Source organism: Marinimicrobium sp., from assembly GCF_002695945.1.
GTDB classification, from domain to species: domain Bacteria; phylum Pseudomonadota; class Gammaproteobacteria; order Pseudomonadales; family Cellvibrionaceae; genus Marinimicrobium; species Marinimicrobium koreense.
This window is the reverse complement of sequence record NZ_NZQP01000048.1, coordinates 1-12,353: the sequence shown is the minus strand read 5'-3', so window position 1 is coordinate 12,353 and position 12,353 is coordinate 1. Positions and strand designations below refer to the sequence as shown.

The following is a 12,353-nucleotide window of genomic DNA, read 5'->3' as shown; positions in this document are numbered from 1 at the left end:
ATCAGTTACGGATGTGTCCGTCGCCCAGCACAATCCATTTCTGGGACGTCAGCCCTTCCAGGCCCACCGGGCCCCGGGCGTGAATCTTGTCGGTGGAAATACCGATCTCCGCCCCCAGGCCGTATTCGAACCCATCGGCAAAACGGGTGGAGGCATTGACCATCACCGAGCTGGAATCCACCTCGTGCAGGAAGCGGCGCGCCCGGGTGTAATCCTCGGTCACGATCGCCTCGGTGTGCTGGGAGCTGTATTGGGCAATGTGGTCCATGGCCTCATCCAGCCCGTCCACAACGCGGATCGCCAACACCGGGGCCAGGTATTCGGTGGCCCAATCTTCCTCGGTGGCAGCCTGCGCCTCAATCAGCGCCCGAGTGCGCTCACAACCGCGCAGCTCCACGCCCTTCTCGGCATAGGCATCCGCCAGGCGGGGCAGAATTTCGGCGGCCACGGTCTGATCCACCAGCAGGGTCTCCATGGCGTTGCACACACCGTAGCGATGGGTCTTGGCGTTCAGGGCAATATTGAAAGCTTTATCCAGATCCGCTTTGGCATCAATGAACACATGGCAGATGCCGTCCAGGTGCTTGATCACCGGCACCCGCGCATCGCGACTGATCCGCTCGATCAGGCCTTTGCCGCCCCGGGGCACGATCACGTCCACGTACTCGGGCATGGCGATCAGCTCGCCCACGGCGGCCCGATCGGTGGTTTCCACCACCTGCACGGCGGTTTCCGGCAATCCGGCCTCGGCCAGACCTTTTTTCAGGCAGGCGGCAATGGCGCGGTTGGAATGAATCGCCTCGCTGCCGCCGCGCAGAATCGCGGCATTGCCGGACTTCAGACACAGGCTGGCGGCATCGATGGTCACATTGGGGCGGGATTCATAGATGATCCCCACTACGCCCAGAGGCACACGCATCTTGCCCACCTGAATACCGCTGGGCCGGAAGTTCATATCGGTGATCGCGCCGCAGGGATCCGGCAGTGCCGCGACCTGGCGCAGCCCTTCAATCATGCCGTCGATGGTCGCCGGCTTGAGCGCCAGGCGGTCCAGCATGGCCGCGTCGAGGCCGTTGGCCTCGCCGGCTTCCAGGTCCTTGCGGTTTTCCTCGGCCAGGGTCGGGCGCGCCGCTTCCAGGGCTTCGGCCATGGCCAGCAGGGCCCGGTTTTTGGTGCCGGCACTGGCAGCAGCCACCACACGGGCGGCACGACGGGCATTGCGGCCCAGATCGGCCATATACTCGATGACGTTGCTCGAATCACTCATAGGGTCGGGAGGCTCTCACATCCTCAAAGTTGCGGTTTCAGAACACTTTCTCAACACAATGGCCGCGATTATACCCTGTTTGGCGGCGCTTTTTGGGGCTTTCAGCTCCCGTTCAGCCAGTTTCTCTTACGCTTGGGACAAGGTAAGCTACGTGGGTCACTGTATGGGGCTCCTGAATATGACACAACACCGGGGAACACTGATGGGCCGAGGCCTGCTGATCGCACTGCTGATGCTCGCTGGCGCACCGCTGTCGCAGACCGCCAGCGCCGCGCCTCAGTCCGTCCAGATCCTGCCGATTGCCCAGGCGGAAAGCCGGGTCAGTGCCTCCCGTGCCGCCGCCATCGTGCAGAAACGCTACGGCGGCAAGGTGTTGAAAGTCGATACCCAGAATCGCGGCGGCCGCGTGGTACACCGGATCAAAATCCTGCAGGACAACGGCCGCATCAGCACCGTCATGGTCGACGGCCAGTCCGGACAGATTCTCAAGCGCTAAAAACAGGTGACAGGAGACCCGCCATGCGTCTGTTAGTGGTAGAAGATGACCCCGCCCTGCGCACCCAGATTCAGCAGCAACTGCACGCCGAGGGCTTTGCCATCGACCTGGCCCCGGACGGCCGCGAAGGCCTGTTTCTGGGGCAGGAGCACCCCTACGACCTGGCCATNATCGACCTGGGCCTGCCGGACCTGGACGGCGTCAGCCTGATCCGNACCCTGCGCGCCGAAGGCCACAGCTACCCCATCCTGATTCTGACCGCNCGCAGCGCCTGGCAGGACAAGGTGGAAGGCCTGGAAGCCGGCGCCGACGACTACCTCACCAANCCCTTNCANCCNGAAGAGCTGCGCGCCCGNCTCAANGCCCTGCTGCGCCGGGCCAGCGGTCTGGCCTCCAGCGTGATCGAGGGCGGCCCCATTGCCATNGATACCATNGCCCGCCGGGTGACCCTGAATGGCGAACCGGTCACCCTGACCGGCTACGAATACCAGGCNTTGGCCTATATGGCGCTGAACAACGGNAAAGTGGTGTCCAAAACCGAGCTGACCGANCATCTGTACGATCAGGACTTCGACCGGGACAGCAACGTGATCGAGGTGTTTATCGGTCGCCTGCGNCGCAAACTGGACCCGGACGGCTCGCTCAAGCTGATCACNACCCAGCGNGGNCTGGGCTATTGCCTGAACCTGCCCCAGGGGTCGGCCGATTCGTGAGTCAGCGCCCACTGTCNCTGAATGCNCGNTTATTNCTGGCCTCACTGCTGGTGCTGCCCCTGTTTCTGGGGCTGACCGGNCTGGNTCTGGAGCGGGCCTTTGACCGCAGCCTGACCACCGCCGCCCGGGANCAGTTGCAGGGCCAGATCTACCTGCTGTTCAGCGTGGCGGAAATGCAGGGCACCGGNGAGCAGGCCCAACTGGAAATGCCNCCGGCNCTGCTGGAACCCAACTTCGAGCGNCTGAACTCCGGGCTCTATGGCTACCTTTCAACCCGGGCAGGACGCACCGTCTGGCATTCCAACTCGGCACAACTGCGCCCGGAGCTGCCCGCCACCGGGGAGTTTCCACAGCCGGGCGACTTGCTGCTCGACCAGATCGAGCTGGATGGNCAACCCCACTGGCGCGCCCGTTACGCGGTGATCTGGGAGGATGANGCCGGNCAGGATCACGACTATNTGGTGACCTTGTTGCGCGATCANACGCCCTACCGGGCCGAGCTGGCCAGCTTCCGGCGCCAGCTCTGGCGCTGGCTGGGCGCCGCCGCCCTGCTTCTGGTGATNGCCCANAGCGCGAGCCTGCGCTGGGGGCTGCGCCCGCTGGGCCGACTCGCCCGNGCGCTGGATGCCATGCGCGANGGCTCCCGCCCNCACCTGGAAGGTCGCCACCCGGCGGAGCTGCAACCGGTAGTGGACAACCTCAACCAGGTGCTGGACCGGGAGCANTCCCTGCGCAANCGCTACCGGGACAGCCTGAGCAACCTGGCCCACAGCCTGAAAACGCCCCTGACCGTGCTGCGCAACCAGGCCAGCGATAGCGCACCGGATAANGANGCCCGNAGNGTGATCGCCGANCAGGTGGCCCGNATGGATCAGGTGGTGAGTTACCAGTTGCGCCGGGCGGTGTCGGAGCAGCAACAGGGCAGCCACCGGCAGACCCCCATTCAGCCCGCCGCTCGGCGCATGGTGAACACCCTGGAAAAAGTCTACCGGGAGCAGGCACCGCAGTTTGANCTGGCCATTCCGGACGGGCTGGCNTTCCCCGGCGATGAGCAGGACCTGCTGGAGCTGCTCGGCAACCTGCTGGACAACGCCTGCAAGTATGGGCGGGGGCGCATACGCGTCAGNGCCCACGGCGATAGTGAGCATTTACATCTGACCGTGGANGACAATGGCCCCGGTATTCCCGAGGACCAGCGCGANCAGGTNATCCGGCGCGGCCAGCGGTTGGATACCCTGCAGGCCGGGCAAGGGATCGGCCTGGCCGTGGCGGCGGATATTGTGGGGAGTTATGGGGGGCGGTTGANNATTNGTAAGTCCGAGATGGGCGGAGCGATAATAAAAATCCAGTTTCCAAACCACGCGTAGGGCGGATCGGTCCGACGCTNCGGAGGCCGGAGGCCGCATCCGCCGTAACCCAACCCCACGCATTCCGCCGTAACCACAATTCGCGTCACCCCCTTCGCTCGCCCCCACCAAAATCCGCAACCCTGTGCGCCAAATCGCACAAAACGTGCTGCTATCGCCGCACAANCTCCATGGGTAATCCCCTATCCCCCCGGAACGTGAAANCNCGCACACTGGCCGTGTTCAAATAAACCCCGGAGGGATAACCATGAACGCGCGTACCTGTATCGCAGTGGACTCCACCTGCGACCTGCCCGCCCANTTTATTCGGGACAACAACATTGAAGTACTGCCGATCTANATCNACCACGCNGGCGGTCGGCAACTGGACTACCGCAACCCGGCCAACACCCTGCGGTTCTATCAGTCCCACACCCGGGAGAAATACGGCCTGGCCCAGTCCGAGCCCCTCTCNGTGGANGACATGACCCAGCTCCTGCAACGCAANCTNCTGCCCAACTACGACCTGGTTCAGGTAATCACCACCAACAGCAANAAGAGCGAGGTGTTCAAGCGGGTGTCCGAGGCGGCCATGGTCAACGAGCCCAAGTTCCGGGCCATGGAGCGCCCCAACCGGCCNCCCTTNCGCATTCGCCTGTACGACAGCATGACCATGTTTACCGGNCATGGANTNTTGGTGTATGAACTGGTCAAGCGCCTGAAGGAGNAGAAAACCCCGATCAACCGCTCCATCCGGGCCATCGACCATATGCGCGAGGAGGTCTACGGTTACATCATTCCCAATGACCTGGCCTACATGCGCGAGCGCCGGCACATGCGCAAGTCCGATCACAAAATTTCCTGGGTGAACTTCAAATTGGCCAGCNTNCTGAACCGGCGGCCGATCATTCAGATCCACAAAGNCGANACCGCCAAAATGACCACCGGCAAGGGCTTCTGGGGCAGCCTGGAGGTNTTGTTCGACCATGTGCGCAAGCAGATGGAGCAGGGGTTGACCTGTGATGCCATTACCATGAGTTACGGTGGCTGCCTGGATGANATCAAGGANCATCCGACCCTGGTGCAGTTCCGGAAGGATTGTCAGAAAGCGGGGGTGAAAACCCTGCTCTCGATGATGAGCATGACCGGCACCGTCAACGTCGGNCCCGGGGCCTTTGCGTTGGCGTTTGCGACGGATAANGNGTTGGTTTGAGGTTGGGTTAGGTTCGATACAGCGGGTACCGAGATATGCGTAGGGCGGATAAGCGCGAAGCGCGCATCCGCCGTAACCACACGTTGCGGCATTCGCCGTTACCCAAATTCGACACTGGATGCCGAATCCCCCAAACGTCGGATTACGCGCTGCGCGCTAATCCGACCTACGGGCAAATCACACGGCCATAAACCCAACGTACACGACGTAACCGGCCAACAACACCCCGGCCTCAACGCGATTCAACCGTTTACCGGTCAACAAAAACGCCATCAACGCCAAANCTGCCGCCAACATCACCCACTGGTCGATCGCCAACAACCGCCCCGCCAGAGGCAATGGCTGGATGACGGCCGACACCCCGAGAATCCCCAGCAGGTTGAAGATATTACTGCCCAGAATATTCCCCACCGCCACATCCGCCTGGCGGCGCAATACCGCGATCAGGGACACCGCCAGNTCGGGCAGGGACGTACCCACCGCCACTAACGTCAGGCCGATCAGCGCNTCCGGGATACCCAGCCACTCACCGATACCCACNGCACCGCGCAGAAACAGNCGGGCGCCGACAATCAGCAGCACCAGGCCACCCAGAGTCATGGCGACGGACAACCAGAGCGCNTGGGGGCGATGGGTGACTGAGGCGGCCTCGGCTTTGTGCAGCTCCGCTTCAGGCCCAAGGGGGTCNACCCGCTCGGTGCGATAAGACCAGATAAGGTACACGGCCAACGCCACCAGAAACATCACCCCATCGGTAAATCCCAGAGCGCCGTCGCGCATGATCAGCANCGCGAACACCGNCGCCGCCACCATCGCCAGNCCGTCCCGTTTGAGGGCATTGGTGTGCACNGTCAGGGGCAGTACCANNCCNCANAGGCCCAGAATCAGCAGGATATTGGCGATATTGCTGCCGATCACGTTGCCCAGNGCNATATCCGGGGTGTTTTCCANNGCNGCCTGCAGGGATACCACCAGNTCCGGNGAGGAGGTGCCGAAGCCGACAATCACCAACCCNGCCAGNAGNGGTGANACGCCCCAGCGGGTCGCCAGNGCCACGGCGCCGCGNACNAGNGTGTCGCCACCGCCGGTNAGNAGGGCCAANCCCAACANTANCCAGACGAAATCCATTAACACCCCCGTTGTTTTAACGATTCGTTATGGTGGATGCGGCAACGATTGGATACGGATAGCACGGAGTCCGCGTAGGGCGGATAAGCGNGCAGCGCGCATCCGCCGTAACCCAACCCCCGACGCANCNNCCCAAAACCTCAATACCCNTNNGGATTCTGCGACTGCCACCGCCACGCATCCACCATCATCCGCTCCAACCCGAACTCNGCCTGCCAACCCAACTCNCGCTTGGCCAAATCCGCATTGGCGTAACAACTGGCGATATCCCCGGGCCGNCGNGGCGCGATGCGGTACGGCACCTTCCGGCCGCTGGCNTTCTCAAACGCCTCGACCATCTGCAATACCGAATAGCCCACCCCNGTGCCCAGGTTATAGGCCCGGCAGCCGGGGCCGGTTTTNTNCAGNGCNTCCANCGCCGCCACATGNCCCTTGGCCAGGTCCACCACATGGATATAATCNCGNACCCCGGTGCCATCCACGGTGTCGTAATCATCGCCAAACACACTCANNTCCTTGAGCTTGCCNATGGCCACCTGGGCCACATANGGCAGCAGGTTATTGGGGATTCCGGCGGGATCTTCGCCGATCTGGCCGCTTTCGTGGGCGCCTACGGGGTTAAAATAGCGCAACAGGGTGATATTCCAGGGCGCCTTGCGGTGNTCCTCCGGCGCCGCNGCCACATCNCGCAGGATTTCCTCNATGATCAGCTTGCTGCGCCCGTAGGGGTTGGTGGCGCTGGTGGCGAAGCTCTCGTCAATGGGCACCGACACCGGGTCGCCGTANACCGTGGCGGAGGAGCTGAAAATCAGGTTGCCCTGACCGNAGGCTTCCATCACCTCNCACAGGGTCAGGGTGCCACCGACGTTNTCGCGGTAATAGGTCAGGGGAATCTGGCTGGACTCGCCCACCGCCTTGANCCCGGCAAAGTGCATCACCGCACCAAAAGCGTGCTTCTCGAACACCGCCTCCAGGGCNGGCCGATCGTTCAGGTCCAGCTCGTAAAATACCGGCGCCTCGCCGCAGATGCTCGCCACCCGGTCGATCACTTCGCGCTTGCTGTTGCTCAGGTTGTCCACNACCACNGGGCGGTANCCGGCNTTNACCAANTCCACNCACACNTGGCTGCCGATGTACCCCGCCCCGCCGGTCACCAGAATGTCCGGGCGGGCGCTGCGGTCTGNTGAGGGTGAGTGCATACTTAAGTCCTTCTTNTTCNGTCATTTTCAAGGGGCCGGGAGCGCGGCGTCACACCCCGGAAAGCTGGCTGCATTATGGCACATTCCGGTGTTCCAAAGGCGCTTTCAACACGTATATACCGGAACCTGNCGCGGTTTGTCCGAGTCAAAGCAGAGCCAGAAAAACGACCTTTTCCTGACATCAACATGCAACAGATTCATACCGGCAGGCTTGGCACTGTTTTTCCATGGTTTTTCATGGAAAAGGCCGAATGCGTCAAAAAATTTCCNTGTAAAGACGCTGCCTGAATGACGGTTTTGGGACTATGCTTATCAATGACAGTGGTTAGCTGGCTGCTAAAGACTGTAATGCATTTAACGCAGGGGTGGATCGATGACGATTTTCAACCATTACCGCGAACGTTACATTTCAACCCAACAGGAAGAGTTGAGCATTCAGGAGTACCTGGACCTGTGTAAACAGGACCGCAGCGTTTACGCCACCGCCGCCGAACGGATGCTNATNGCCATTGGCGAACCCGAGCTGGTGGACACCTCCCTGGACCCACGGCTGAGCCGCATTTTTTCCAACAAAGTCATCAAGCGCTACGAAGCCTTCCATGAGTTCTACGGCATGGAAGAGTGCATCGAGCAGATCGTCTCCTTCTTCAAGCACGCCGCCCAGGGNCTGGAAGANAANAAACAGATTCTGTACCTGCTCGGCCCGGTCGGGGGCGGCAANTCCTCCCTGGCCGAAAANCTCAAAGCCCTGATGCAACAGATGCCCATCTACTGCCTCAAAGGCTCCCCGGTGTTCGAATCGCCGCTGGGGTTATTTAACCCCGACGAAGACGGCCAGATTCTGGAAGAAGACTACGGCATTCCCCAGCGCTACCTGAAAACCATCATGTCCCCCTGGGCGGTCAAGCGCCTGCACGAGTACGAGGGCGACATCAGCCAGTTCAAGGTGGTGAAAGTCTTCCCGTCGATTCTCGACCAGATTGCCGTNTCCAAAACCGANCCCGGCGATGAGAACAACCAGGACATTTCCTCCCTGGTGGGCAAGGTGGATATCCGCAAGCTGGAGGACTACCCCCAGAACGACCCGGACGCCTACAGCTTCTCCGGCGGCCTGTGCCGGGCCAACCAGGGNCTGATGGANTTTGTGGAAATGTTCAAGGCGCCGATCAAGGTGCTGCACCCGCTGCTGACCGCCACCCAGGAGGGCAACTACAACAGCACCGAGGGTTTGAGCGCCATTCCCTTNGAGGGCATCATNCTCGCCCACTCCAACGAATCCGAGTGGCAGGCGTTCAANAACAACAAGAACAACGAGGCCTTTCTGGACCGGGTGTACATCGTCAAGGTGCCCTACTGCCTGCGCGTGTCCGAAGAGGTGAAAATTTACGAGAAGCTGCTGGAAAACAGCTCCCTGAACAACGCNCACTGCGCCCCGGACACNNTNCGNATGCTGGCCAAGTTNGTGGTGNTCTCGCGCCTGAAGGAGCCGGAAAACTCCAACATCTATTCGAAGATGCGCATCTACGACGGCGAGAGCCTGAAAGACACCGACCCGAAAGCCAAGTCCATCCAGGAATACCGNGACGCCGCCGGCGTGGANGAGGGCATGACCGGGCTNTCCACCCGCTTTGCGTTCAAGATCCTGTCCAAGGTGTTCAATTTCGACCCCACCGAAGTGGCNGCCAACCCGGTGCACCTGCTNTANGTGCTGGAGCANCAGATCGANCGCGAACAGTTCCCNGCGGAAACCCGCGAGCGCTACCTGGGCTTTATCAANGAGTACCTGGCNCCGCGCTATGTGGACTTTATCGGCAAGGAAATCCAGACCGCNTATCTGGAATCCTACACNGAGTACGGGCAGAACATTTTCGACCGCTACGTCACCTTTGCCGACTTCTGGATTCAGGANCAGGAATANCGGGACCCGGACACCGGGGAAATCCTCGACCGGGGCGCCCTCAACCAGGAACTGGAAAAAATCGAGAAGCCNGCNGGCATCAGCAACCCGAAGGACTTCCGCAACGAGATCGTCAACTTCGTGCTGCGCGCCCGGGCCAACAACAANGGCCGCAACCCNGCCTGGAACAGCTACGAGAAGTTGCGCTCGGTGATCGAGCAGAAAATGTTCTCCAACACCGAGGACCTGNTGCCCGTCATTTCCTTCAATGCCAAGGCCTCCGCCGCGGACCAGAAAAAACACCAGGACTTTGTGGCGCGCATGATCGAGCGCGGTTATACGGAGAAGCAGGTCCGGCTGCTGTCGGAGTGGTATCTGCGGGTCCGCAAGTCCCAGTAAAGCCNGCACCCCACCCGGGGTNCCGAGGGTGGTTTTTCGAGGTTAGCGTATGAGTCATATTGTCGACCGTCGCCTGAACGCCAAAAACAAAAGTGCCGTCAACCGGCAGCGCTTNCTGCGTCGCTATAAAGAGCACATCAAAAAAGCCGTGTCCGGTGCGGTCAGCCGTCGCTCCATTACCGACATNGANCAGGGCGAGAAAATCAGCATNCCNACCCGGGACATTCACGANCCNGTATTCCACCACGGCCAGGGCGGCCACCGGGAAAACGTGNTGCCNGGCAACAAGGAATTCACCCGGGGNGATCGCATTGCNCGCCCGCCCAGCGGCGGCGGNGGCGGCAGCGGCTCNGGNGCCAGNGANTCCGGCGAGGGCGAAGACGAATTTGTTTTTCAGATATCCCAGAGCGANTTTCTGGANTTCATGTTNGACGACCTGGCGCTACCCAACCTGGTCAAACGCCAGTTGATCGGCGACACCGANTTNCAGCGCCACCGGGCCGGCATCAGNAACGAGGGCAACCCCGGGCAACTGAACGTGGTNCGCTCCATGCGCTCCGCCCACGCCCGGCGCATTGCCCTGACCGCCAAAAAGCGCCGCCGCCTCAAGGANCTNAANGCCCAGCTNGAAGAGGAGCAGGCCAAGCAGGACATCCTGTACGACGCGCGCAAGGTCAAAAGCCTNGAAGAGGANATCGTCGAGCTGGAGGCGAAGATCAAGCGCATNCCCTGGCTGGACACCTTCGACCTGAAATACAACCTGCACGTNAAACACCCCATACCGCGCAGCAAAGCGGTGATGTTCTGCCTGATGGACGTGTCCGGCTCCATGACCCAGTCCACCAAGGACATGGCCAAGCGCTTTTTCATCCTNCTGTACCTGTTTCTGCAGCGCAACTACGAACACACCGAAGTGGTGTTCATCCGCCACCACACCAGCGCCAAGGAAGTNGACGAGGAAGAGTTTTTCTACTCCCGGGANACCGGCGGCACCATCGTCTCCAGCGCCCTGAAGCTGATGCACAGCATCATGGAAGCGCGCTACCCCACCAGCGAGTGGAACATCTACGGCGCCCAGGCNTCGGACGGGGATAACTGGAACGAAGACTCCAGCGTGTGCCAACAGGTNCTGTGTGANGACATACTGCCCCACGTGCAGTACTTCTCCTACATCGAAATCACCCAGCGGGAGCATCAGGCGCTCTGGCACGAGTACGANGAAGTGCAGGAGCGCTTCCCGCACATCTTCGCCATGGAACAGATCACCGACGTGCGCGACATCTACCCGGTGTTTCGCGAGCTGTTNCATAAAGACACGCACCGGCAGGCGGGTTAAGTCATGAGTGAGCGCAAACCCATATCCACCGGCGCCGACTGGACNTTCGAGCTGGTCGAGGAATACGACCGGGCCATCGCCGGNATTGCCAAAGAGTTCGGGCTNGACACCTACCCCAACCAGATCGAGATCATCAGCTCCGAACAGATGATGGACGCCTACTCCGCNGCGGGCATGCCNCTGGGCTACCACCACTGGTCCTACGGCAAACANTTNCTNNCCNNNGAAAANGNCTACNNNCGNGGNCANATGGGGCTGGCCTACGAAATNGTGATCAACTCCAACCCCTGCATCGCCTACCTGATGGAGGAGAACACCATCACCATGCAGGCGCTGGTGATCGCCCACGCCTGCTACGGCCACAACTCCTTNTTCAAAGGCAACTACCTGTTCCGCACCTGGACCGANGCCAGCNCCATCATCGANTACCTGGTGTTNGCCNNNAANTACNTNGCNNANTGNGANGANCGCNANGGCNTNNNNGCNGTGGAAGANANCCTNGANTCCTGCCACGCCCTGATGAACTACGGCGTNGACCGNTACAANCGCCCNNCCCCNATNTCCGCCNNNGANGAAGCNNGAGCGNCAGAAGGAGCGNGAAGANTACCNGCANCGGCNGNTGAACGACCTGTGGCGNACNATNCCCNGGATGACCCCGGAGGNNGANGACCCNGNCNAACGNAAGCNNCGCTACCCNNNCGANCCNCAGGANAACCTGCTGTACTTCATCGAGAAGAACGCNCCNCTNCTNGAACCCTGGCAACGCGAAGTGGTGCGCATCGTGCGCAAAATCGCCCAGTACTTCTACCCCCAGCGGCAAACCCAGGTGATGAACGAAGGCTGGGCCTGCTTCTGGCACTACACCCTGCTCAACGAGATGTATGACCGGGGCCTGGTCACCGACGCCTTCATGATGGAGTTCCTGCAGTCCCACTCCAGCGTGATTTACCAGCCGCCCTACGACAGCCCCCACTACAGCGGCATCAACCCCTACACCCTGGGGTTCAACATGATGATGGACATCCGCCGCATCTGCGAGCGCCCCACCGAGGAAGACCGCTACTGGTTCCCGGACATCGCCGGCAGCGACTGGAATGAAACCCTGCACTTCGCCATGCGCAACTTCAAAGATGAGAGCTTCATCCTGCAGTTCCTATCGCCCAAAATCATCCGAGACCTGAAACTCTTCACCGTGGTAGACGACGACCGCGAACCCCATATCGAAGTCAACGCCATCCACGACGAAGAAGGCTACCGCGCCGTGCGCCAGTCCCTGGCGGGCCTGTACAACCTGGGCAATCGCGAGCCCAACATCCAGGTACAAAGTGTCGACATACGAGGCGACCGCTCCATCACCCT

The 12,353-nt window shown here is 61.0% G+C and carries 9 protein-coding genes and 1 pseudogene; 7 read left to right on the top strand and 3 right to left on the bottom strand.

The window, feature by feature from the left end; translation table 11 throughout:
* Position 1 precedes the first annotated feature (1 nt).
* The gene (locus tag CMG77_RS10840) at positions 2-1,267 is read right to left on the bottom strand and encodes a glutamate-5-semialdehyde dehydrogenase (RefSeq protein WP_286805543.1); all 1,266 of its coding nucleotides are present in this window, start codon (positions 1,265-1,267) and stop codon (positions 2-4) included.
* A 178-nt stretch (positions 1,268-1,445) separates the two neighbouring features.
* Here CMG77_RS10840 and CMG77_RS10835 point away from each other — a divergent pair, with 178 nt between their 5' ends.
* The 4 genes from CMG77_RS10835 (at position 1,446) to CMG77_RS10820 (ending at position 5,035) form a co-directional block, all read left to right on the top strand.
* On the top strand, positions 1,446-1,763 hold the full coding sequence (locus tag CMG77_RS10835; protein WP_286805545.1) for a PepSY domain-containing protein: 318 nt from the start codon (positions 1,446-1,448) through the stop codon (positions 1,761-1,763).
* A 23-nt stretch (positions 1,764-1,786) separates the two neighbouring features.
* The gene (locus CMG77_RS10830) at positions 1,787-2,476 is read left to right on the top strand and encodes a response regulator transcription factor (protein ID WP_286904462.1); all 690 of its coding nucleotides are present in this window, start codon (positions 1,787-1,789) and stop codon (positions 2,474-2,476) included.
* Positions 2,477-2,649: 173 nt separating this feature from the next.
* Positions 2,650-3,843, top strand: a complete 1,194-nt coding sequence (locus tag CMG77_RS10825) for an ATP-binding protein (RefSeq protein ID WP_502691865.1) — start codon at positions 2,650-2,652, stop codon at positions 3,841-3,843.
* A 247-nt stretch (positions 3,844-4,090) separates the two neighbouring features.
* A complete protein-coding gene (locus tag CMG77_RS10820) occupies positions 4,091-5,035 on the top strand; it encodes a DegV family protein (protein WP_286904458.1) in 945 nt (314 codons plus the stop codon).
* Positions 5,036-5,212: 177 nt separating this feature from the next.
* Here CMG77_RS10820 and CMG77_RS10815 read toward each other — a convergent pair whose 3' ends face one another.
* The gene (locus CMG77_RS10815) at positions 5,213-6,163 is read right to left on the bottom strand and encodes a calcium/sodium antiporter (protein WP_286904456.1); all 951 of its coding nucleotides are present in this window, start codon (positions 6,161-6,163) and stop codon (positions 5,213-5,215) included.
* Positions 6,164-6,303: 140 nt separating this feature from the next.
* Positions 6,304-7,362, bottom strand: a complete 1,059-nt coding sequence (gene galE / locus CMG77_RS10810; protein WP_286904454.1) for a UDP-glucose 4-epimerase GalE — start codon at positions 7,360-7,362, stop codon at positions 6,304-6,306.
* Positions 7,363-7,735: 373 nt separating this feature from the next.
* Between galE and CMG77_RS10805 the strand changes: the two genes are divergently transcribed.
* From CMG77_RS10805 to CMG77_RS10795, 3 genes and pseudogenes are all read left to right on the top strand, one after another.
* A complete protein-coding gene (locus CMG77_RS10805) occupies positions 7,736-9,658 on the top strand; it encodes a PrkA family serine protein kinase (protein WP_286904452.1) in 1,923 nt (640 codons plus the stop codon).
* A gap of 49 nt (positions 9,659-9,707) precedes the next feature.
* Positions 9,708-10,994 (top strand): YeaH/YhbH family protein, encoded by a 1,287-nt coding sequence (locus CMG77_RS10800; protein ID WP_286904450.1) that lies wholly within the window; start codon positions 9,708-9,710, stop codon positions 10,992-10,994.
* Between the two features lie 3 nt (positions 10,995-10,997).
* Positions 10,998-12,353 (top strand): annotated as a pseudogene (locus CMG77_RS10795) (SpoVR family protein); the annotation flags it as partial.